Annotated in this window: 23 protein-coding genes; 6 read left to right on the top strand and 17 right to left on the bottom strand. The window is 68.2% G+C overall.

Annotated features, from left to right (window positions below; all coding sequences use genetic code 11):
• Window positions 1–69: 69 nt before the first annotated feature.
• From coaA to mgtE, 12 genes are all read right to left on the bottom strand, one after another.
• Window positions 70–1,089, bottom strand: a complete 1,020-nt coding sequence (coaA, locus tag ASF25_RS21030) for a type I pantothenate kinase (RefSeq protein ID WP_056174385.1) — start codon at window positions 1,087–1,089, stop codon at window positions 70–72.
• Window positions 1,086–1,409, bottom strand: coding sequence for a phosphoribosyl-ATP diphosphatase (locus ASF25_RS21025; RefSeq protein WP_056174383.1), 324 nt, complete (start codon window positions 1,407–1,409; stop codon window positions 1,086–1,088). The genes coaA and ASF25_RS21025 overlap by 4 nt, the downstream gene beginning before the upstream one ends.
• 97 nt (window positions 1,410–1,506) lie before the next feature.
• Window positions 1,507–2,283, bottom strand: a complete 777-nt coding sequence (gene hisF, locus ASF25_RS21020) for an imidazole glycerol phosphate synthase subunit HisF (RefSeq protein ID WP_056306663.1) — start codon at window positions 2,281–2,283, stop codon at window positions 1,507–1,509.
• 29 nt (window positions 2,284–2,312) lie between these two features.
• On the bottom strand, window positions 2,313–3,059 hold the full coding sequence (gene hisA / locus ASF25_RS21015) for a 1-(5-phosphoribosyl)-5-[(5-phosphoribosylamino)methylideneamino]imidazole-4-carboxamide isomerase (RefSeq protein WP_056174970.1): 747 nt from the start codon (window positions 3,057–3,059) through the stop codon (window positions 2,313–2,315).
• 47 nt (window positions 3,060–3,106) lie between these two features.
• Window positions 3,107–3,769: an imidazole glycerol phosphate synthase subunit HisH gene (gene hisH / locus ASF25_RS21010; RefSeq protein WP_056174379.1), complete on the bottom strand. Its 663-nt coding sequence runs from the start codon at window positions 3,767–3,769 to the stop codon at window positions 3,107–3,109.
• Window positions 3,766–4,251 carry a DUF2628 domain-containing protein gene (locus ASF25_RS21005; RefSeq protein ID WP_056306662.1) on the bottom strand — a complete coding sequence of 162 codons (486 nt, stop codon included), beginning with the start codon at window positions 4,249–4,251 and terminating at the stop codon, window positions 3,766–3,768. The genes hisH and ASF25_RS21005 overlap by 4 nt, the downstream gene beginning before the upstream one ends.
• A 28-nt stretch (window positions 4,252–4,279) precedes the next feature.
• Window positions 4,280–4,867 (bottom strand): imidazoleglycerol-phosphate dehydratase HisB, encoded by a 588-nt coding sequence (gene hisB, locus ASF25_RS21000; protein ID WP_056174374.1) that lies wholly within the window; start codon window positions 4,865–4,867, stop codon window positions 4,280–4,282.
• A 137-nt stretch (window positions 4,868–5,004) separates the two neighbouring features.
• Window positions 5,005–5,880, bottom strand: coding sequence for an S-methyl-5'-thioadenosine phosphorylase (locus ASF25_RS20995; RefSeq protein WP_056306661.1), 876 nt, complete (start codon window positions 5,878–5,880; stop codon window positions 5,005–5,007).
• 107 nt (window positions 5,881–5,987) lie between these two features.
• Window positions 5,988–6,884, bottom strand: a complete 897-nt coding sequence (locus ASF25_RS20990) for a cytochrome c1 (protein ID WP_056306660.1) — start codon at window positions 6,882–6,884, stop codon at window positions 5,988–5,990.
• A gap of 22 nt (window positions 6,885–6,906) precedes the next feature.
• A complete protein-coding gene (locus tag ASF25_RS20985) occupies window positions 6,907–8,193 on the bottom strand; it encodes a cytochrome b N-terminal domain-containing protein (RefSeq protein ID WP_056306659.1) in 1,287 nt (428 codons plus the stop codon).
• 48 nt (window positions 8,194–8,241) lie between these two features.
• Entirely contained in the window at window positions 8,242–8,784 is a 543-nt protein-coding gene (gene petA, locus ASF25_RS20980; RefSeq protein WP_056174967.1) for a ubiquinol-cytochrome c reductase iron-sulfur subunit, read from the bottom strand.
• A gap of 241 nt (window positions 8,785–9,025) precedes the next feature.
• Window positions 9,026–10,396 carry a magnesium transporter gene (gene mgtE, locus ASF25_RS20975; RefSeq protein ID WP_056306658.1) on the bottom strand — a complete coding sequence of 457 codons (1,371 nt, stop codon included), beginning with the start codon at window positions 10,394–10,396 and terminating at the stop codon, window positions 9,026–9,028.
• Between the two features lie 523 nt (window positions 10,397–10,919).
• On the opposite strand from mgtE, the gene pqqA (ASF25_RS20970) reads away from it, so the two are divergent.
• Both pqqA (ASF25_RS20970) and pqqA (ASF25_RS20965) read left to right on the top strand, forming a co-directional pair.
• A complete protein-coding gene (gene pqqA, locus ASF25_RS20970) occupies window positions 10,920–11,009 on the top strand; it encodes a pyrroloquinoline quinone precursor peptide PqqA (protein ID WP_055952695.1) in 90 nt (29 codons plus the stop codon).
• Window positions 11,010–11,069: 60 nt separating this feature from the next.
• A complete protein-coding gene (gene pqqA, locus ASF25_RS20965) occupies window positions 11,070–11,159 on the top strand; it encodes a pyrroloquinoline quinone precursor peptide PqqA (protein ID WP_056092902.1) in 90 nt (29 codons plus the stop codon).
• A 162-nt stretch (window positions 11,160–11,321) separates the two neighbouring features.
• On the opposite strand, the gene ASF25_RS20960 is transcribed toward pqqA (ASF25_RS20965), so the two are convergent.
• From ASF25_RS20960 to ASF25_RS20950, 3 genes are all read right to left on the bottom strand, one after another.
• The gene (locus tag ASF25_RS20960; RefSeq protein WP_056174365.1) at window positions 11,322–11,834 is read right to left on the bottom strand and encodes a winged helix DNA-binding protein; all 513 of its coding nucleotides are present in this window, start codon (window positions 11,832–11,834) and stop codon (window positions 11,322–11,324) included.
• A gap of 164 nt (window positions 11,835–11,998) precedes the next feature.
• On the bottom strand, window positions 11,999–12,466 hold the full coding sequence (locus ASF25_RS20955; protein ID WP_056306657.1) for a DUF6163 family protein: 468 nt from the start codon (window positions 12,464–12,466) through the stop codon (window positions 11,999–12,001).
• Between the two features lie 13 nt (window positions 12,467–12,479).
• A complete protein-coding gene (locus ASF25_RS20950; protein WP_056306656.1) occupies window positions 12,480–13,544 on the bottom strand; it encodes an enoyl-CoA hydratase/isomerase family protein in 1,065 nt (354 codons plus the stop codon).
• Window positions 13,545–13,738: 194 nt separating this feature from the next.
• On the opposite strand from ASF25_RS20950, the gene hemB reads away from it, so the two are divergent.
• From hemB to ASF25_RS20930, 4 genes are all read left to right on the top strand, one after another.
• Window positions 13,739–14,797 carry a porphobilinogen synthase gene (gene hemB, locus ASF25_RS20945; RefSeq protein ID WP_056174358.1) on the top strand — a complete coding sequence of 353 codons (1,059 nt, stop codon included), beginning with the start codon at window positions 13,739–13,741 and terminating at the stop codon, window positions 14,795–14,797.
• A complete protein-coding gene (locus tag ASF25_RS20940) occupies window positions 14,794–15,168 on the top strand; it encodes a hypothetical protein (RefSeq protein ID WP_056174356.1) in 375 nt (124 codons plus the stop codon). The genes hemB and ASF25_RS20940 overlap by 4 nt, the downstream gene beginning before the upstream one ends.
• 146 nt (window positions 15,169–15,314) lie before the next feature.
• Entirely contained in the window at window positions 15,315–15,740 is a 426-nt protein-coding gene (locus ASF25_RS20935; RefSeq protein ID WP_244473134.1) for an RDD family protein, read from the top strand.
• Between the two features lie 107 nt (window positions 15,741–15,847).
• Window positions 15,848–16,594: an arginyltransferase gene (locus ASF25_RS20930; RefSeq protein WP_056306654.1), complete on the top strand. Its 747-nt coding sequence runs from the start codon at window positions 15,848–15,850 to the stop codon at window positions 16,592–16,594.
• On the opposite strand, the gene ASF25_RS20925 is transcribed toward ASF25_RS20930, so the two are convergent.
• Together ASF25_RS20925 and ASF25_RS20920 are read right to left on the bottom strand one after the other, a co-directional pair.
• Window positions 16,563–18,725, bottom strand: coding sequence for a helicase-related protein (locus ASF25_RS20925; RefSeq protein WP_056306653.1), 2,163 nt, complete (start codon window positions 18,723–18,725; stop codon window positions 16,563–16,565). The genes ASF25_RS20930 and ASF25_RS20925 overlap by 32 nt on opposite strands.
• A 77-nt stretch (window positions 18,726–18,802) precedes the next feature.
• Complete coding sequence (locus tag ASF25_RS20920) at window positions 18,803–20,335, bottom strand: DUF2252 domain-containing protein (RefSeq protein WP_082503019.1); 1,533 nt, start codon at window positions 20,333–20,335, stop codon at window positions 18,803–18,805.
• Window positions 20,336–20,417 lie beyond the last annotated feature (82 nt).

Genomic DNA, 20,417 nt, shown 5'->3' with positions numbered 1-20,417 from the left:
GGGGCCAATCGCCCCGGACAGTCCACCCGCAGCAATATGAGGCACGGTAGCTCCCCCCGGGTGCCGACCCTACAGGCGGCGCAGTGCCACGGTCTCGATGCGGTGGCTGGCGCCCTTGGCGAGGATCAGGCTCGCACGCTGGCGGGTCGGAAGGATATTGTCGCGGAGATTCGGCAAATTGATGGTCGTCCAGAGATTGTCGGCGATCTCCAGGGCTTCGGCCTCCGTAACCTCGGCGTAGCGCCGGAAGTAGGACAGTGGATCGCGGAACGCGGTCTGGCGTAGGCGCAGGAAGCGGTTGACGTACCAGCGGTGGAGGTCGTCCTCGTGGCCGTCGAGGTAGATCGAGAAGTCGAAGAAGTCGGAGACGAACGGAATCGCGGTGCCGTCGCGGGGCAGGCGCGCCGGTTGGAGGACGTTGAGGCCCTCGACGATGAGGATGTCGGGGGATTCCACAACCCGTTCCTCGCCCGGTACGACGTCATAGACGAGGTGCGAGTAGAGCGGGGCGGCGACACGTTTCTTGCCCGCCTTGATGTCCGTGAGGAAGCGCAGGAGTGCTGCGGTGTCGTAGCTCTCCGGGAAGCCCTTGCGCTCCATGGCGCCCATGGCCTTCAGCTCGGCGTTGGGCAGCAGGAAGCCGTCGGTGGTGATGAGGTCGACCTTCGGCGTATTGGGCCAGCGTGCCAGCAGGGCTTTCAGCACCCGGGCGGTGGTGGACTTGCCGACCGCGACCGAACCGGCGACCCCGATGATGTACGGGACCTTGGCCTCGCGCTCGGCCATGAGGAAGCGCTGGGTCGCCTTGAACAGGCCTTGCGTCGCCGCGACGTAGAGGGAGAGCAGGCGCGACAGCGGCAGGTAGATCGCCTCGACCTCCTCCACCGAGATCGGATCGTTGAGGGATTGCAGGCGGGTCACGTCCTCGGCGGTGAGTGTGAGGGGCGTGTCCGCGCGCAGCTGCGCCCATTCCTCGCGGGTGAAGAGGCGGTAGGGCGAGAGCCGCTCGGGACCGAAGCCGGTGACGGGGTCCTGCCCAACGGCCGGATCACGCTCCGGCGAGGGCCCCACGGCAGCATTCTCGCTCACGTGTGCCTCCGGGCCGCCTTCTCGGCGATCCCGCTCTGTGCGGTGCGCCGTTCCAGCTCGGCCATGACTTCGTCGAGGGCGACGCCACCGGCCCGCAGCAGCACGACGAGGTGATAGAGCACGTCCGCCGCCTCGCTCACGAGACCGGCGTGGTCGCCCTGCACCGCAGCGATGGCCGCCTCGACGGCTTCCTCGCCGAGTTTCTTGGCGGGCTTGGCCGGCCCGCCAGCGAGGAGCTTGGCGGTGTAGGATTGGTCGGCCGGGGCCGCGGCGCGGGCCGCGACGAGGGCGTCCAGATCGGCGAGGGTGAACTGGGTCATACGGTCCTGGATTCCGGCGGGCCGGACTTATCGTTCCACCCGACGGCGGGCGGTTGCATTCCTGATCATGCGGCAAGAGCCGCTTCCAGGCCTCGCGTCAAGCGTCGCGGCGCATGGAAAGACCTGCCGCCGCCATATGGGCCTTGGCCTCACCGACGCTGTGCTGCCCGAAATGGAAGATCGAAGCGGCCAGGACCGCGCTGGCATGGCCGTCGCGCACTCCGGCCACGAGGTCGTCGAGGCTGCCGACGCCGCCGGACGCGATCACCGGCACGCTCACGGCATCCGCGATGGCACGGGTCAGGGCGAGATCGTAGCCCGAGCGCATCCCATCGCGGTCCATGGACGTGACCAGGAGTTCGCCGGCCCCGAGGGCTGTCACCGTGCGGGCGAACGCGATGGCGTCGAGTCCCGTGGGCTTGCGGCCGCCATGGGTGAAGATCTGCCAGGCGTCGGGTTCGCCTGGAGCCGACGTACGCTTGGCGTCGATGGCGACGACGATGCACTGGCTGCCGAACTTTTTCGCCCCGCGTGCGACGAAATCGGGGTCGTTGACGGCGGCCGTGTTGATCGAGACCTTGTCGGCCCCGGCCAGCAGCAGGGTGCGGATGTCGGTCACCGTGCGGATGCCGCCGCCGACGGTGAGGGGCATGAAGCAGGCTTCGGCCGTGCGGCTGACGACGTCGAGGAGCGTGCCCCGATCCTCGTGGCTCGCGGTGATGTCGAGGAAGCAGAGCTCGTCGGCTCCGGCCGCATCATAGGCCTTCGCCGCTTCGACGGGATCGCCGGCGTCGCGCAGTTCGAGGAACTGGACGCCCTTCACCACCCGGCCGTCCTTGACGTCGAGGCAGGGGATGATGCGGGTCTTGAGCATGGGCGTCCCTCCTCACGGCGACGGCGCGGTCAGGCCGCCGATCTGCCCTTGGCCTTCGCGATGGCGGCCAGGGCCTCGCGTGGGTCGATCCGGCCATCGTAGAGCGCACGGCCGGTGATGGCCCCCGCGAGCAGGGCGCAATCCGGCTCGAGGATGCGGTGGACATCGTCGATGGAGGCGAGGCCTCCGGAGGCGATCACCGGAATCGTCACGGCGCGGGCAAGGCCGAGGGTCATCTCGATGTTGAGGCCCTTGAGGATGCCGTCGCGGGCGATGTCCGTGTAGATGAGCGCCGCGACGCCGGCATCCTCGAACCGGCGCCCGAGTTCCTCCGCGGTCATGCTGGAGGTGGTGGCCCACCCCTCGACGGCGACGCGGCCGTCCTTGGCGTCGATGCCGACGGCGATCCTGCCCGGATAGAGCCGAGCGGCCTCGTGGACGAAGGCGGGATCGCGCACGGCGGCCGTTCCGATGATGACCCTGCTGACGCCCTTGGCGAGCCAGGCCTCCAGGGTCTTCATTTCGCGGATGCCGCCGCCGAGCTGCACAGGCAGCTTCGTCCGGGCGAGGATCGCATCCACGGCGTCGGCGTTCATCGGCGCGCCGGCGAACGCCCCGTCGAGGTCGACCACGTGGAGCCATGGGAAACCCTGCTCCTCGAAGACGGCCGCCTGGGCGGCCGGATCGTCGCTGAACACGATGGCCTGGGCCATGTCGCCCTGCACGAGGCGAACGCAGCGCCCTTCCTTGAGATCGATGGCCGGAAACAGGATCACGCGTCGGTTCGCTTTCGAATCGTTCGGTGGATGAGGGCGGTCCCCAATCAGGGACGCCACGCCAGAAAGTTCGCCAGCAGGGCAAGGCCGAGGTGCTGGCTCTTCTCGGGATGGAACTGGGTGCCGGCGATGTTGTCCCGTGCCACCATGGCGGTCACCGGGCCGCCGTAATCACTGTGGGCGACGGTGTCGGACGCCTGCGCCGGATGCAATGCGAAGCTGTGGACGAAATAGGCGTGCAGACCGTTCTCGCCGAGGGGAATGCCGGACAGCAGGGGGTGGTCGCGGTCGGGCGCCAAGGTGTTCCAACCCATGTGCGGCACCTTCAGCGCCGGATCGGACGGGCGGATCGGGCCGACATCGCCGGAGATCCAATCGAGCCCGGGCGTGGTGGCGTATTCGAGCCCCCGTGTCGCCAAGAGCTGCATGCCGACGCATATACCGAGGAACGGTCGGGCGCGGACCTTGGCCGCATGTGTCATGGCATCGACCATGCCCGGCACGGCGTCGAGGCCGGCGCGGCAATCGGCATAGGCGCCCACGCCCGGCAGCACGACGCGGTCGGCGCCCGCGACGATCTCGGCTTGCGAGGTCAACACGATGCGGGTGTCGTCGAGGCCAGCTTCTCGGGCGGCGCGTTCGAAGGCCTTCGCCGCCGAATGCAGGTTGCCCGAGCCGTAATCGATGATCGCGACGGTTTGTCCGCTCACCGCCGGCCCTCACTCGTGGGGAACATCCCAATGGCGACCTCGCTCGGGCGGGAGGTGGCGTTCGCGTAAGGGACCGGCGCCGGACGCGGCGGGACGACACCGTCGAACCAACGGTTCGCGGCCTTCATCTCTGCCTCTTCCAAGCTTGCGGCCAGGACGGCGTCACGCACGGGTCGGCCCCTGCGGGCGTAGGTCCAGCGACGGAGGGACGAGGCTTCCAGCCCGATCAGAAGCAGCACCAGCAGGGTGACCAGGAGTCCGGCGAATGGGTTCAGGGCGGCCATGCGGCCGAGATAGGCCGTGGCGACGAGGAGGGCCAAGACGCCGAGCGCCGCCAGCCACAGCCGATGAAACAGAAACCACAGCGGTCCGAAGGCGAAGGCCGTCCACGAGAAGCCATCGGGCACGAGATGCGCGCGCTCGAGACCATGGGCCTCACCCGTCTGGGCGTCCCGGTCGAGGTGCAGCGTGTAGGTGCGCATGGCGTGTCCTCTCCTGCGACCTGACCGGTCAGAGCGAGCCCTTGGTCGAGGGGACGCGGCCGCCCTCGCGCGGATCGATGGAGACGGCCTGCCGCAAGGCGCGGGCCAGACCCTTGAAGCAGCTTTCGGCGATGTGATGGGCGTTGTCGCCGTACAGCGTTTCGATGTGGAGGGTGATGCCGGCATTCATGGCGAAGGCCTGGAACCACTCACGCACGAGTTCGGTGTCGAACTGGCCGATCTTCTCGACCCGGAAGGCGGTGCGGAAGACGAGGAACGGCCGCCCGGAGATGTCCACGGCGACCCGTGTCAGCGCTTCGTCCATGGGCAAGTGGATGTCCGCGTAGCGCGCGATGCCGCGCTTGTCGGCGAGCGCCTGGGCGAAGGCCTGTCCGAGGGCGATGCCGGCATCCTCGGTGGTGTGGTGCTGGTCGACATGGAGGTCGCCCGTCACACGGACCTCGATGTCGAACAGGGCGTGGCGCGCCAGCAATTCTAGCATGTGATCGAGAAAGCCGACGCCCGTCGCGATGGTGGCGCGGCCGGTCCCGTCGAGATTGACCGCGACGTGGACGTCGGTCTCCGCCGTGCGGCGGTCGATACTGGCGGCGCGCATGCCTGAAATTTGCTCTTGTGACGTCGGATCTTTGGAACGAACCCGCCTTCTAGAGCCAACGAGGCCCGCCTGTGAAGGGAGCGGGCTCGCGATTCATCGGGCGATTCGATCGAATGCGCCCCGGACCCGAGGGCGGATCAGCCGTTTAATACCCGGCCCGCGACGGCGTCGAGTTTGGCGAGCAGAGCCGGATCGCGCTGGGCCGGTGCGGTCATGATGGCGCCGTCGAGGGCATGGTCGGAGCCCATGGGGCAGGCCTCGCGCTCCTGTGGAAAGTCGCGGGCGAGCCGCGCGACGAGGCGGGCGGCCTTGTCCGCGTTGGCACGCGCGACGGCGACCACGGCAGCGACGTCCACGGCATCGTGGCTCGGATGCCAGCAGTCAAAATCCGTCACCATGGCGATGGTCGCATAGGTGATCTCCGCCTCACGGGCGAGCTTGGCTTCCGGCATGTTGGTCATGCCGATCACGTCGTAGCCCTGCGCCTTGTAGGTGGTGGATTCAGCGTAGGACGAGAATTGCGGGCCTTCCATGCAGACGTAGATACCGCCGCGATGGACCGCGATCTCTTCCGCCTGCGCCGCCTCCGCGATGCGGTTCTGCAAGGCCGGGCCGACGGGGTGGGCCAGGGACACGTGGGCGACGCAGCCGTTGCCGAAGAACGAGGACACGCGGCCATGGGTACGGTCGACGAACTGGTCGACCAGGACGAACAACCCCGGGTGGAGTTCGCTGCGGAACGAGCCGCAGGCGGAGAGCGAGACGAGGTCCGTGACGCCGGCGCGCTTCATCGCGTCGATGTTGGCGCGGTAGTTGATGCCGGAGGGCGACAGGCGGTGGCCGCGTCCGTGGCGGGCGAGGAACACCACCTGGGTCTCGCCGATCCGGCCGATGCGCAGCGCATCAGAGGGCTCGCCCCAGGGGGATTGCACCGCCTCTTCGCGCACGTCTTCCAGACCCGGCAGATCATAGACCCCGGACCCGCCCATCACGCCGAGTACCGCTTGCGACATTCTCATGGCTCCATACAGCGAGCGCCGGTCGCCCCCCAGGGGGACGCCGGCGCTGTGGTGTTTCGGTGGGAACGAGGCTCGTGTCGAGCCCCGGTCGGCGCGCGTGGCTAGTAGGTCTTGTGCAGTTCCGGCTGGAGGCCGTGAACCTCGCCGCCGACCTTCGCCCAGATCTTCTTCTTGACGTAGTAGAGCAGGCCCGAGAGCACGATGAGGAACAGGATCACCCGCAGGCCCAGAGCCTTGCGCGCCATCATGTGCGGCTCGGCGGTCCAGGCCATGAACGCGGCGACGTCCGTGGCGTACTGGCTGACCGTCTCGGGTACCACCGGCTCGCCCTTTTCGTTCTTCGCGTAGGTGACCTGCCCGTCGCTCAACGGCTTCGGCATCGCGATGAGATGTCCAGGATAGTACTTGTTGTAGTACGTGCCCGCCGGAACTTCCTTGCCGGCCGGCGGGTCCTCGTAGCCGTCGAGCACGGCATGGATGTAGTCGACGCCGTGCTCGGTGTAGCCGACGACGGGCAGAGCATCGGTGAGGAACTTCGGGAAGCCGCGCTCGAAGGTGCGGGCCTTGGCGAGCACCGAGAAATCCGGCGGCGCCTTGCCGCCATTGGCGGCCGCGGCCGCCTTCTCGTTGGGGAACGGCGACGGGAAGGCGTCGGCGGCCCGTGCGGGTCGCTCGGCATCCTCGCCGGAATCGTTCTGCTCCTTGACCTTGTACTCGGCGGCGAGCGCCTTGACCTGGCTGGCGGAAAAACCCGGGCCGCCCGGCTCCGCGAGGTTGCGGAACCGTACGAGGCTCATGCCGTGGCAGCTCGAACAGACTTCACGGTAGACCTGGAAGCCGCGCTGCAACTGCGCCTGATCGAACCGGCCGAACATGCCGGCGAAGCTCCACGTCTGACGCGGCGGCTGGGGAGCGCCATGCTCCTCTTCCGCCGAAGCCATGGTGATGCCGAGGGTGGCCGCGACGAGGGTCGCGGCGAGGAGGCGGGTCGTTTTCATGGTTGTCAAAAGTCCCCTGCCCTCAACCCTTGGACGACGGTGCGGCCGTGGCCCCGGCCGGCATGCCGGACCCGGAGACCTGCTTGCCCGGACCGGTGACGCTCTCGAGGATCGAGTCCGGCAGTCGGTCGGGCGTCTCGAAGAGGCCGACGAGGGGCATCACGACGAGGAAGTGGAGGAAGTAGTAGGCCGTGCACAGGCGTGCGGCGATGACGTAGCCACCCTCCGGCGGCTTGGCGCCGAGCCAGCCGAGCAGGATCGTGACCATCACGAACAGCCAGAAGAACTGACGGTAGATCGGACGGTAATTGGCCGAGCGCACCCGCGAGGTGTCGAGCCACGGCGCGAAGGCCAGGATGATCACCGCGCTGAACATCAGGATCACGCCGCCGAGCTTGTCCGGCACCGCGCGCAGGATCGCGTAGAACGGCAGGAAGTACCATTCCGGCACGATGTGGGCCGGGGTCACGGCGGCGTTGGCCGGGACGTAGTTGTCGGCGTGGCCGAGGTAGTTCGGCTGGTAGAAGATCCAGTAGGCGAAGAAGATGCCGAACACCACGGTGGCGAACACATCCTTCACGGTGGCGTAGGGCGTGAACGGGACCGCATCCTTGCTCGACTTGATCGGGATGCCGGCGGGATTGTTCTGTCCTGTGACGTGCAGCGCCCAGACGTGGAGCACGACGACGCCGAGGATCATGAACGGCAGCAGGTAGTGCAGCGAGAAGAAGCGGTTGAGGGTTGGGCTACCGACCGAGTAGCCGCCCCAGAGCAGGCTCTGCACCGTCTCGCCGACGATCGGAATCGCGCCGAGGATGCTGGTGATGACGGTGGCGCCCCAGAAGCTCATCTGGCCCCACGGCAGGGTGTAGCCGAGGAAGGCGGTGGCCATCATCAGCAGATAGATGATCACGCCGAGGATGTAGAGGATCTCGCGCGGGGCCTTGTACGAGCCGTAGTACAGCGCCCGGAACATGTGGATGTAGACCGCGACGAAGAACATCGACGCGCCGTTGGCGTGCATGTAGCGCAGGAGCCAGCCGTAATTCACGTCGCGCATGATGTGCTCGACGGAATTGAAGGCGTTGGCGGCTGACGGATCGTAGTGCATCGCCAGCCAGATGCCGGTGACGATCTGCGACATCAGCATGGCGATGAGGATCGCGCCGAAGGTCCAGAAGTAGTTGAGGTTCCGTGGCACCGGGAAGGCGACGAAGGACGAGTGCACCAGCCCGACCAGGGGCAGCCGCGATTCGAACCACTTCGCCACGCGGCTCTTCGGAACGTAGGTGTTGGCGTGTGCGCTCATGGGGCTACCCGCTTCGAAAACTGTTGCATGAAATTCCGTCGCCCTTCCTCAGGCCGCAGCCTTGCCACCCTCTTCGCCGATCCGGATCTTGGCGTCCGTCTCGAAGGCGTAGGGCGGGACCGGCAGGTTCGTCGGAGCGGGACCGCGGCGAACGCGGCCGGAGGTGTCGTAGAGGGACCCGTGGCAGGGGCACGACCAGCCCTCGTACTGGCCCTGATGGCCGATCGGCACGCAACCCAGATGAGTGCAGTTGCCGTAGACCACGAGCCACTTGGCGTGACCCTCCTTGACCCGGGCGGCGTCGGCCTGCGGATCGATGAGATCGGCCATCGGCACGGCGGCGGCCTCCTTGATCTCCTTCTCCGTCCGGTGACGCACGAAGATGAGCTTGCCGCGCCAGAATACGTTGACGATCTGGCCCTCTTGGATCGGCGACAGGTCGACTTCGAGGGGGGCGCCGGCCGCGATGGTCTCGGCATCGGGCGCCATGGAGGCGACGAAGGGCCAGGCCAGGGCGCCGGCGCCGACGGCAAGGGCCGCGCCGGTGGCGAGGAACATGAAGTCGCGCCGCGTGCCGTCCGTCCCCGGCACGGTCCCGTCGGCATTGACGACCGGGTTCGCCGAGGGGTTCGCCAAGGGGGTCGCCGAGTGGTTCGCCAAGTGTCGGACTCCGAGCAAGGATACGGGTGCGGCCACCGCCCGTTGAGCGGACCCTGGCCGGCCGGGACATTAGAGGCTTTCGAAGGAAAGTCAGCCCGCCGGAGGCAAGCACCCTCCGGCAATTTTTTGCAATGCGACCCCGCGTCACCGGAAGTTCACCGGACGGGATTTGTCACAGAAGCGTGCCCTTGAGGATCAGCATCGCCATCGAGAAGTAGATGACCAGTCCGGTCACATCCACGAGGGTGGCGACGAAGGGGGCGGAGGCCGTCGCCGGGTCGAAGCCGAGGCGCTGGAGCAGGAACGGCAGCATCGAGCCCGTCAGCGATCCGAAGGTGACGATGCCGACCAGCGCCGCGCCGACGGTGGCGGCCACGAGGGGCCAATGCACGCCGTAATCGTAAAGGCCGGTCTTCTGCCACACGACGATTCGGACGATACCGATGAGGCCGAGGATCGCCCCGAGGACGAGGCCCGTCGGCAACTCGCGGGCCGCCACCCGCCACCAGTCGCGCAGGCGGATCTCACGGAGAGCCAGCGCGCGGATGAGGAGCGAGGTCGCCTGACTGCCCGAATTACCCCCCGAACTCATGATGAGGGGGATGAAAAGGGTCAGGACGATGGCCTTCTCGAGTTCGCCCTCGAAGCCCTGCATGGCGGTGGCGGTCATCATCTCGCCGAGGAACAGGGCACAGAGCCAGCCGGCCCGTTTCCGGATCATCGTGAAGAAGCCGATATCCATGTATGGCTCGGGCAGGGCTTCCATGCCGCCGAAGCGCTGCACGTCCTGTGTCTGCTTCTCGACCATGGCGTCGATCATGTCGTCCACGGTGACGATGCCGATGAGGTGGCCCACCGCGTCGATGACGGGTAGCGCGAGCAGATCGTATTTGGAGATCAGGCGGGCCGCCTCTTCGCGGCTTGCCGTTGGTGAGACCGCGAGTGGGCGCCGATCAGGGGCGACGGACAGCACATTGTCCTGCGGATCGCCCGAGATGAGACGGCGCAGGGGCACCGCTTTGGTCAGGGCGCGGGTGCGCGGATCGAGGACGAAGATCGCGTAGATGGTCTCGCGGGTCTTCTCGACGTGGCGGACGTGGTCGAGGGTCTGCCCGATCGTCCAGTCGCCCGGCACGGTGACGAATTCGGTGGTCATCAGCGAGCCGACGCTCTCCTCGCCGTAGGCACTGAGGCGGTCGACGGCGCCGCGCGTCTCTGCGTCGAGACGCGCGCGCAGGTCCGAGCGTCCGGGCTCCTCGATCTCGCGGAAGATGTCGGTGATGCGGTCGGCCGACATGCCCGAGAGGTAGGAGGCGACGCGGTCGCGCGGCAGCATCTCGACGATGTCGGCGGCGCAGTCGAGTTCGGGTTGATCGAGAACCTCGACGGCGCGGTCGTGCGGCAGCCCCAACAGAATCGCGGCGGCGACTTCGGGCGCCTCTTCGTTCAGGGCCTCGACGATGTCGGGCGCGCGCTCGTCGGACAGGCGGGCGGCGAGCACCGAGGGGTCGACGTTGGGTGGAGCGAAAAGGATCGCGTTCATGGGCTCACCTCGCGCGGGGGCGCACGGCCAAGGGCACACAGCCCTGGACGACCGGGGTCGGTGAGCCGCCCCGGATCCCGTTCAGGATTCTGGGGAGACCCCGCTCGCGGCCGCGCAGGGCGCGGAAGATCGTCGTGGAGTGTCGCTGGGCATTGGCTGGCTTGAAGGAGTGCCCGATCAGCTCGGCCGGGATGCGACGAGTCGCGCGTCCCGGCACGACCGGTGGGCGGCGCGTGAGTGCGCCCGCGAGCCCCAGCCGTCAAGCCGAAGATGCGAGGCGCTCCAACACTTTCGACCGAGATACAATCTCACCGGAACCGGTTGCGATGCGATTTGGCCGCGGATCGCGGACAGGGACGCGCATCATTGTGGCACCATATCGCCGGGGCTGCCGCTTCGCCGGCGGGCTGGGCGATCCCAGGGCTCCCGGTCTCGATCTATGAGAAATATAAGTGTAGCGCCCACTTGTATTGCGCCCAATGTAACGGCATATCAAGGGCGTCGAACACGAAGGAGTTCAGCCATGAAGTGGTCCGCCCCCGTCGTTCAAGAGATCTGCGTCGGCATGGAAGTCACCAGCTACGAGTCGGCAGAAATCGATCCCTTCAACTGAGGGATCGGCGCCCCTCGGGGTGTCAGCTAAACCCGCCCAATCTCAACTAGGAGAAACACCATGAAGTGGTCTGCCCCCATCGTCCAGGAAATCTGCGTCGGCATGGAAGTCACCAGCTACGAGTCCGCCGAGATCGACACCTTCAACTAAGGTGGTCGTCACCTCCACCTAAGACGGTAGTCGCTTGGAAGGGGGTGTCGCTCGAAAGGGCGGCACCCCCTTTTTCGTTGTGCATGACCGAAGACGAAAAGGCCCGGACCGTATGCGGTCCGGGCCTTTCGGCCTCGTGCGGGACGTCTGCGGAGCGCAGCTCTAGAGGCGGTAGCGGATCTGGTCGGTCCAGAAGCGCTCCAGGCGGCTCAGCGCCACGTTCATCCGGCCGAAATCGTCGTCCGAGATGCCGCCGATGGGCTGAATGGTGCGGGCGTGCTTGTCGTAGAGGCTCTGGATGATGTCGTGGATTTGCCGGCCCTTGTCGGTCAGGCTGATGCGGACGGAGCGGCGGTCCGTGGTCGAGCGGGCATGGTGGAGGTAGCCGGCCTCGACGAGTTTTTTGACGTTGTAGGAGACGTTGGAGCCGAGGTAGTAGCCCTTGGTGCGCAGCTCGCTCGCGGTGAGTTCCTTGTCGCCGATGTTGTAGAGCAACAGGGCCTGGACGCTGTTGACGTCCTCACGATCGCGGCGCTCGAACTCGTCCTTGATCACGTCGAGGAGGCGGCGGTGTAGGCGCTCGACGAGGTGGAGGGCTTCGAGGTAAGAGCCGTGGACGGAGCCGGCTTCGGAAGCAGTATTGGTGTCGATAACCTTGGCTGCCTGGGACTTCATCGCGGGCCTCGTCAGATGTTCGGGTTGCAGGGCCGGTGTTCGTCGCCACCGCTCATGAACCCAACCTAGGCGCCACGGATGAAAGACGGTTTAAGCGATAGGATGAATTTGCGATTTACCTCTGTCGGTAAATGCAAGATGAAGTGATTGTCGTAAGGTCTCGTTTACCGGATTTCCCGCGCGGCCAGCCAGGACAAGATGAAGTAGATCACCACGATGCTTGCCTGAAGTCCAAGATAAGGCACCGACATCGGCAGTAGATGCGGTGTGAGGATTGCGAGCGTCAGGGCACTGCTGGCCGCGAGCAGCCACACCACGCCGCCCCACGCGCTCGTCAGCCACAGGCCCACCGCCGCCATGGCGTCGATGACGGCGAAGTAGACGATCACCGTCTGGCGGGTCACCGGCTCGGCCTCGAAGGGCCGCGCGCCCGGCAGCACGTCGAGGATCGACGCCCAGGTCGCCACCGCCTTTGCGAGCCAGACCAGGGCGGTCAAGCGCATGAACCACACCAGCACCACGTCCCATCCGGTCTGGTGCGGGCGCGGCGAACGCTCGATCCGGTCGCCGCCGACCTCGCTCGCGCGCCCACGGCCATCCCGCATCGCGCCTACCTTCGTCAAGCTCCGCACGGCCGGTCTGTCCCTATGGTTCGGTTCGCGGCGCAGGGCCGCCGGTAGGGTCGAACGCGCGCGCGATGGCCGCGTGATCGACGGCGTCGAGGCTGGCCGGCTGCCAGGCCGGCGCGCCGTCCTTGTCGATGAGAGCGGCGCGTACGCCTTCGAAGAAGTCGTGTCCGTGCATCAGGAACGCGGCGAGCCGGGTCTCCGCGGCGATGCACTCGGCAAAGCTCAGGGTCGCGCCGCGCCGCATCTGCGCATGGGCGATGCACAGGCTGGTGGGGGAACGGCTCCGCAGCAGAGCAGCAGTGTCCGCCGCGAAGGTCGAGCCCTGTGCCGCCGCACCGTCGAGACGGGCGAGGATATCGGCCACGCTCGGTTCGCCGAAGCAGGCGTCGATGAGGGCGCGCTCGGCGACCATCGGTCCCGTGGGAGGCGGCGCATCCGCGTGCGCCCCGAGGACCGCATCGATACTGTCTCCCTCGCCGAGCGCTGACACGATGGCATCGAACCCGTCCGCGCGGACATGGTGGGTGGCGAGGCCGAGGGCGAGGGCGTCGCCAGCCCCGATGGTCGCTCCGGTGAGCGCAAGGTAGGTTCCAGTCCGGCCGGGCAGGCGCGGCAGAACGTAGGTCATGCCGACATCGGGGAAGAAGCCGATGCCGACTTCCGGCATGGCGAAGCCGTACCCGTCCGAAGCGACCCGGTGGCTGCCATGGACGGAAAGCCCGTTGCCGCCGCCCATGACGAGTCCCCCGATGAGGGAGACGATGGGCTTCGGGTAGGATTGGATGAAGCCGTCGAGGCCGTACTCGCCGTGCCAGAAGGCATCGACCTCCGTGTGTCCCCCGGCTTTGGCGGAGGTGTAGACGGCACGTACGTCGCCGCCGGCACAGAAAGCGCGTTTGCCGGCGCCGCGCAGGACGATCCTGGTGACGGCGTCGTCGGTCTCCCAGACGCTCAACTGCGCATGCATCGCCCGGATCATGTCGAGCGTCAGGGCATTGAGGGCGCGCGGTCGATTCAGAGTCACGAGGCCTACCGCCCCGTGCCGCTCGAACAGAATGTCCGCCTCGCCTTCGCCCGCCATCGTCCGCCTTCTCTGTTTCCGGTCGGGTCGCTTTAACGGAGTTTCGGCCCTGTGCGTCAATCGCCGGGTGAAACCGCGTGCCGATCGCGCTTGTGGCAATGGGCCGGGTTTCGAAGGCTTTTGCGGATGTGGTAGTCCGGCTGACCCCGCGTTCCGGCGACGCCGCGAGTTGCAAAGCCCGAGTTCCAAAGCCCATGCCCGACGAATTGCCGACCCCGCGTCCCCTCGCCGTCGAAGCCGCGGCGGAGAGCGCCCGCCCCACGGGCCTCGGCATCACCCAGCGCCCGCGCCGCAACCGCAAGGCCGCATGGTCGCGCCGCCTCGTGCGCGAGCATACCCTCACGGTGGACGACCTGATCTGGCCGCTCTTCGTCATCGAGGGCTCCGGCCGGCGGGAGCCCATCGCGTCGATGCCGGGCGTCGAGCGGCTCAGCGTCGACGAGATCGTGCGCGCGGCCGAGGGGGCCGCGCGGCTCGGCATCCCGGCGATCTCGTTCTTCCCCTACACCGAGCCGAGCCTGCGCGACCCCACGGGGTCCGAATCCCTCAACCGGGACAACCTCGTGTGCCGGGCCGTGCGGGCGGTCAAGAAGGCGGTGCCCGAGCTCGGCCTGATGACCGATGTCGCCCTCGATCCCTACACAAGCCACGGTCACGACGGCCTGCTGCAGGACGGCGCCATCCTCAACGACGAGACCGTGGCGCTCCTCGTCGAGCAAAGCCTGATCCAAGCGGAGGCGGGGGCGGACATCATCGCACCGTCCGACATGATGGACGGGCGCGTCGGCGCCATCCGGGCCGGTCTCGACCGGGCGGGATTCCGCGATGTTCAGATCATGGCCTACGCGGCGAAATACGCCTCCGCCTTCTACGGCCCCTTCCGCGATGCCATCGGCACCCAGGCGGCCCTGATCGGCGACAAGCGTACCTACCAGATGGATCCGGGCAACTCGTCCGAGGCGCTACGCGAGGTCGCCCTCGATCTCGCGGAGGGGGCCGATTCGGTGATGGTGAAGCCCGGTCTGCCCTACCTAGACATCATCCGGCGGGTGAAGGACGAATTCGGGGTGCCCACCTTCGCCTATCAGGTGTCGGGCGAGTACGCGATGATCGAGGCTGCGGCCCGAAACGGGTGGCTCGACGGCGAGCGCGCCATGGTCGAGAGCCTGCTGGCGTTCAAGCGCGCGGGTGCCGATGGCGTGCTGACGTATTACGCGCCCCGCGTGGCCGAGCGGCTGCGCGCCGGGGCGTGAGACGGGTCGGCTTCGGACTCGCCGCTCTCGCTCTTCTCGCGGCCTGCGAGAGTTCCGTCGACCGGCAGCGGGCCACCCTCTGCCGCCGGGCGGTCCCGGCCCTGGCGCCACAGGGCACCGTTCCGAAGATCCTGCGGGTCGGCAGCGGGCCGACGCCCGCCGATCTCCGGGTCGATTACGCCGTCACCGGGCAGGCCACCCAGGCCGCGCGCCAGCGCTGGATCGTGTGCGGCTTCGGACAGGGGGCCGAACTCCTGACCGTCATCACCGAGCATGGACCCCTGAACGGCGCGGCGCTCTACCTGCTGAAGCAGTATTACTTGAACACGCCGGAGGCCGCCGCCGCCGATCCAGGGGCGTCGGCTCCCTGACGCGTCTCTCGGACCGGTTGATCTTGAGATTCGGTAGTCCCGCGCCCACTTGGAAATCACCGAACGCCGCCCCGCCCGAGGAGCGCCTCATGCTTGAATCCCCCACCGGTTACGCCACCCGCCCCGAGACCCCCTATGGCTTACCCATGGCTCTGCCTGTGGTGCGGGCGAGCCTCGGCGCACGCGCGGTCGCCTACCTGCTCGACATCCTGTTCATCTTCGGGTTCACGGCCCTTCTGACCCTCCTGATCACCGTCGTGGGCGCCCTCACGTTCGGCCTCGGCTGGACCTTGTTCGCGGTGCTGCCGGCGAGCGGCATCCTCTACAGCGCCGTGACGGTCGGCGGCGCCGGCCAGGGCACCTGGGGCATGCGGATGATGGGCCTGCGCGTGGTCAACCAGACGGGCACGCGGGTGGATATGATCACGGCGGCGATCCATGCCCTGCTGTTCTACGTGGCGATCTCGACCTTTCTGCTCTGGGCCCTCGACATCGTCATCGGTCTGGTGCGTCCCGACCGCCGGCTCGGCCACGACATCCTCCTCGGCCTCGCCGTGGTGCGTCCGGCCTGAGGAAATTCCGCGCGGGAGCGTTTCCGGGTGTTGAGCCGGCCGATGTTGTCGATACACTCGACGTTCGGGGCGCATGACGCGCCGCGAGGCCGCGAGCGACCCACAGCGTGACGAGTCATTCCCGCGACACACCGCAATTCTACCTGACGGCGCCGTCCGCCTGCCCCTACCTGCCGGGGCAGGAGGAACGGAAGGTGTTCACGCACCTCGTCGGGCGCCGCGCCCGCGATCTCAATGAAATCCTGACCCAGGGCGGCTTCCGTCGCTCGCAGACCATCGCCTATCGCCCAGCCTGCGAGACCTGCCGCGCCTGTATCTCGGTCCGGGTGGTGGTGGACGATTTCACCCCCTCGGCGAGCCAGCGCCGCATTCTCCAGCGCAACGCCGACCTCGTCGGGACCCCGGAGCCGAATCGCCCGGCGTCCGAGCAATACGCCTTGTTTCGGCGCTACCTCGATGCCCGCCACGGCGATGGAGGCATGGTGGACATGACCGTCCTCGACTACGCCATGATGATCGAGGACAGCCACGTCGACACCCACCTCGTGGCCTATCGCCGACGCGGGCCCGATACGGCGATCAACGGGCGCGGCATCGGCGCCACCGTCGCCCTCTGTCTCACGGACGTGCTCTCCGACGGCCTGTCGATGGTCTACTCGTTCTACGATCCACAGGAGGCGCCGCGGTCGCTGGGCACCTTCATGATCCTCGACCACATCCGCCGCGCCCGGGACCTCGGCCTGCCCTACCTCTACCTCGGCTACTGGGTCGAGGGCTCGCGCAAGATGGACTACAAGGCGAAGTTCCTGCCCCAGGAACGCCTCACCGGCCCTGGCTGGCAGCGAGTGGACTGAGCGCCTTGTTCTGCGCGCGCTGCGTGACCTTCAAGGTCGCCGTCTCCCGCAATGTCCGCTCGATGGACGCGTTCGCACGCTCGCGCACGCCGCGCATGGCGGCATCATCGTCGAAGGTCTCGGGGAAGCGCCGGGCGAGCCACAGGTAGGCGCTGGCGAGCCGCACGGTGCGTTCCTGATAGGCGAGGTCCCCGTGCGGGTCGGCACGCAGGGCCGGCACCGTGGCGTTCAAGGTTCGGGCCTGAACCCAGCGCTCGACGACCCCCACGGCGATGGGGTCGCGCCGGTCTATGGGCGTCACCGCGAAGGCAAACTTCTCGCGGATCGGGAGTGCGGCGCGATCCACCGCCTCGGCCGCGCCCAGGAACTCTTCGAACGCCGAGGGCTGGAACGGCGAACCGTCGTAGAACGTCGCGCGGGAGAAATGCGCCATCACGGCGCTCAGGGAATCGGTGCCGAGTTCGCTGGCCGCGGCTTCGATGGCGGCGAGATCCGGCCGCACGAAGAAGCGGGTGTCGGCGGCCGGGGCCGTCGGCGCTCCCGACAGGGCATCGCGGATCGGTCCGAGGCCGTCCTCGTCGGTGGCGGCGACGTAGCCCGCCTCCTGATGGCCGAAGCGGCCGGCGCGGCCGGCGATCTGGCGGATCTCGGCGTTGGTCAGAGCACGCTCCTCGGTGCCGTCCCACTTGCGGACGGACGCGAAGATCACGCGCTTCAGGGGGCCGAGGTTGAGGCCCATCCCGATGGCATCCGTGGTGACCAGCACCTCGGCCTCGCCATCGCGAAAGCGCCCGGCCTCGGCGCGGCGCACCTCCGGCGACAGGGCGCCGTAGATGGTCGCGACGGACCGCCCGGCGGCCACCAGGATCTCCCGGTTCTCGTGCACGGCCCGGCGCGAGAACGCCACGACGGCGTCACCCGGTTCGACGGCTTCCAGGGGTACGGGCGCGTCGAGGGCGACCAGCGGCGTCTTGCGCGTGAAGGTGACCACGTCGAGGGATTCGCCGGCCGCCTCCGCCGCTCGGCGCACGGCCGAGAGGGCGTCTTCGGCGCCGCAGACGATGACGAGGCGGGCGGGGATGCCGAACAGGGCGTTCGTCCAGGCCCAGCCACGGTCGGGGTCGGACAGCATCTGGATCTCATCGATCACCGCCACTTCGATGGGCCGGCGGAGATCCGCGGTCTCGATGGTGCGTGCCGTGTGGGTCGGGTCGGATTCACCCAGGATCTCTTCGCCCGTCACCATGCCGGCGCGCAGGCCGCACGCCGCGAGGGCCTCGTAGTTCTCCAGAGCCAGGAGCCGGAGGGGTGCGAGGTAGGTACCGGTTGCGGCTTTCGCGAGAACCTCCAGGGCCGCGTAGGTCTTGCCGGAATTCGTCGGCCCCATGTGGAAGACGATGCGGCGGCCGAGACGCCGGGCGGCGGCGAACTTGTCGATGTAGGAGCCGAAGCCCGCCCGGTCGCGCAGGCGCCGGGTCCCGGAGGCTTCCTGCGCCACCACCCGCCCGCGGGCCCGCACGACCTTCAGGGTGTCGAGGATGTGAGACGCCACATCCGGCCCATCGGCGAAGACCCGAGAGCGCAGGGACCGGTCGAGATGGGCGATGTAGGTGACGGCGTCGGCCCCGGTCTCCGTCATGTCGGCGCGGATCTGGTCGCGCAGGCGCAGGATGGTCCGGTTCAGTGCCCCACGGGTACGGCCGGCGACCTGGGTCACCCGTGCGCGCAGGGTGTCGAGCGCCCAATCCGGATCGTTCCCGAGGGCCATCTCGTCGAGGATCTCGGCGGCTGCGGCATCCGGCGCCGTGTCGATTCGCAGATCCAGGCGGTTGTCGTCGAGGAGCGGGCACAGCACCCGTATCCGCCAGCGCAGGGCTCCGTCGGGATCAGCCTCGGCGCGCAAGGCCGGAATCGCCTGAGTCAGGCGCGGCACGCCTTCGCGGGCGAAGGTCCGGCGCGCATCGGACGCCTGGAGGGCATGGGCGACGGCCGCGTCTTCGCAGACGCCGCCGCGTTCGGGCAGGCCGAGGTGCTCGCGCAGGGCCTCCCGGTCCACGGCGCCCGCCGCGATGCCGAGCCGGTGCAGGGCGTCGGCGAGAAAGTCAGTGGTCCGGTGAATGCGGCGCGCCATGCTCCACCCTTCCGGCGGGGCGCCCGAGAATCAAGCGCTCCGTGCCGCCCCGCCCACCGGTAAGGCCCGACGGATCGTCACAGATGCGGATCGGGTGCCGCCTCGAGGCGGCCGTCCGCGATGGCCGCGAGAAAAGTCTCGTAGTCGGCCTGGTTGCGCTCGCCGTAGGCGCTGGCCCAGTCGGCCAAGGCCTCGCGCAGGTCGGCGTGGCGGTCCTTGCCGCAATAGCCCGCGATGGCGGCGGCATCCCCAGTCCGGGCATGGGCGCGGGCGAGGAGCGCGCCGTAGGCCCAGGAGAAGTACAGGAGCGGCTGACCGGTCATGCACGACACCGGAATCTCGCCCTTCATGTTCTTCATCTGCCGCACGTAGAACGGCCGGTCGGCGATACTGGTCCATCCGAGCAATGGGTCGCCCACCGCCTGGAGCAGGCGCTGGCCGTAGATCACGCGCTCGCCCTCGTGGCTGGCATAGGGCTCGGGCATGCCGGGCAAGTAGGGGGCATGCGCCGGGCGCACGGCCTCCTTCACCTGCAGAAAGAGCACGTCCTGGTCCGAGTTGCCGCACAGCAGGGCCACGTAGGCGCGGGTGCCGACGCTGCCGACGCCCACCACCCGGTGGGCGACGTCGACCACGTGGTAGCGGCTCAGCATGAACCGGCGCTCGCGCGGTAGGGTGTCGGCGTAGTGCTCGAGCCCGCTGATGATCGCGTCGCGGGTCTCGTCGTCGACGCGGGTGAGGATCGGCGGGTCCTCGCGGAACCGCCAGCCGCCATCGACGCGGCGCTCGCCGACCCGTGCGAGCAGGGTCTGGTTGGTGCGCTTGCGGGCTTTCTCCACGGCCTTGCGCACGACACCCTGCGATTCGCCGTCGATGCGGATGCCCGAGAAGTCGAGGTTGTCGGCGCGTGCGGCGTGCTGCCAGACGTCGAGGGGGCCCTGGGGCGCCAATTCCGTCATGGTGTGCTGGTACCCGCCCACCGCCGCCACGACCGCGGCGCGGCGCTCGGCCGGGGCCACGTGATCGCCGCGGGCCGCCACCTCGATGCTGGCGACGAGGCGCTTCAGGTCCCATTCCCACGGGCCGATGGTGACTTCGTCGAAATCGTTGAGGTCGAGCACCACGTCGCGCTGGGGCGTGCCGAACAGACCGAAATTCGAGATGTGGGCGTCGCCGTTCATCGCCACCATGATGCCGCTGCGAGGCGACTGGGCGAGATCCCAGGCCATCACGTGCGCGGCACCGCGCAGGAAGGCGAACGGCGAGCTCGCCATGCGCGCCACCCGCAAGGGGACGAGATGGGGCTGGCGCCCCTCGTGCGCGGCCTCGATGAGGGCCACGGGATCGGGCCGATTCTCCGGGAGGAAGAGCGGTGCATGGCTCTCGTGCGGCACGTTATCCCGCAGGACCTTGCCGGCGGCACGACGCTTCTCCCAGGGCTCGCCGGCACCGCGCAGATCGATCCGGGGGTAGTCGGCCAGGGGTTCGAGGACGACATCCTCGGCCACTTCCGCGTCGGGCACGCGCTCTTCCGCAGCCCGGACTTCGGGCCCTGCGAAGGCTTCGGCCTGCGGGTGATGCCGCTCGATGAAGTCGTTCGACCGTTCCATGTTCGCAACCCGTAATCGCTGTGCCGAGGACAACCGGAGCCTCGGCACATCGTTGCCCCCAGGGGGATTAAAGCGCGGCCGC

It is taken from the genome of Methylobacterium sp. Leaf100 (genome assembly GCF_001422845.1).
Classification (GTDB): domain Bacteria; phylum Pseudomonadota; class Alphaproteobacteria; order Rhizobiales; family Beijerinckiaceae; genus Methylobacterium.
This window is presented reverse-complemented; position numbering and strand designations above follow the sequence as displayed.

Bases quoted from the DNA above. Each gene is read 5' to 3' on its own strand.
- ASF25_RS20990 (WP_056306660.1), bottom strand. From the start codon at position 6,884: ATGAAAACGACCCGCCTCCTCGCCGCGACCCTCGTCGCGGCCACCCTC.
- pqqA (WP_055952695.1), top strand. From the start codon at position 10,920: ATGAAGTGGTCCGCCCCCGTCGTTCAAGAGATCTGCGTCGGCATGGAA.
- ASF25_RS21025 (WP_056174383.1), bottom strand. From the start codon at position 1,409: ATGACCCAGTTCACCCTCGCCGATCTGGACGCCCTCGTCGCGGCCCGC.
- hisB (WP_056174374.1), bottom strand. From the start codon at position 4,867: ATGCGCGCCGCCAGTATCGACCGCCGCACGGCGGAGACCGACGTCCAC.
- ASF25_RS20935 (WP_244473134.1), top strand. From the start codon at position 15,315: ATGGCTCTGCCTGTGGTGCGGGCGAGCCTCGGCGCACGCGCGGTCGCC.
- ASF25_RS21005 (WP_056306662.1), bottom strand. From the start codon at position 4,251: ATGCGCACCTACACGCTGCACCTCGACCGGGACGCCCAGACGGGTGAG.
- mgtE (WP_056306658.1), bottom strand. From the start codon at position 10,396: ATGAACGCGATCCTTTTCGCTCCACCCAACGTCGACCCCTCGGTGCTC.
- ASF25_RS20995 (WP_056306661.1), bottom strand. From the start codon at position 5,880: ATGTCGCAAGCGGTACTCGGCGTGATGGGCGGGTCCGGGGTCTATGAT.
- ASF25_RS20950 (WP_056306656.1), bottom strand. From the start codon at position 13,544: ATGGCGGGCGAAGGCGAGGCGGACATTCTGTTCGAGCGGCACGGGGCG.
- pqqA (WP_056092902.1), top strand. From the start codon at position 11,070: ATGAAGTGGTCTGCCCCCATCGTCCAGGAAATCTGCGTCGGCATGGAA.
- ASF25_RS20985 (WP_056306659.1), bottom strand. From the start codon at position 8,193: ATGAGCGCACACGCCAACACCTACGTTCCGAAGAGCCGCGTGGCGAAG.
- ASF25_RS20920 (WP_082503019.1), bottom strand. From the start codon at position 20,335: ATGGAACGGTCGAACGACTTCATCGAGCGGCATCACCCGCAGGCCGAA.
- ASF25_RS20925 (WP_056306653.1), bottom strand. From the start codon at position 18,725: ATGGCGCGCCGCATTCACCGGACCACTGACTTTCTCGCCGACGCCCTG.
- hisF (WP_056306663.1), bottom strand. From the start codon at position 2,283: ATGCTCAAGACCCGCATCATCCCCTGCCTCGACGTCAAGGACGGCCGG.
- ASF25_RS20960 (WP_056174365.1), bottom strand. From the start codon at position 11,834: ATGAAGTCCCAGGCAGCCAAGGTTATCGACACCAATACTGCTTCCGAA.
- hemB (WP_056174358.1), top strand. From the start codon at position 13,739: ATGCCCGACGAATTGCCGACCCCGCGTCCCCTCGCCGTCGAAGCCGCG.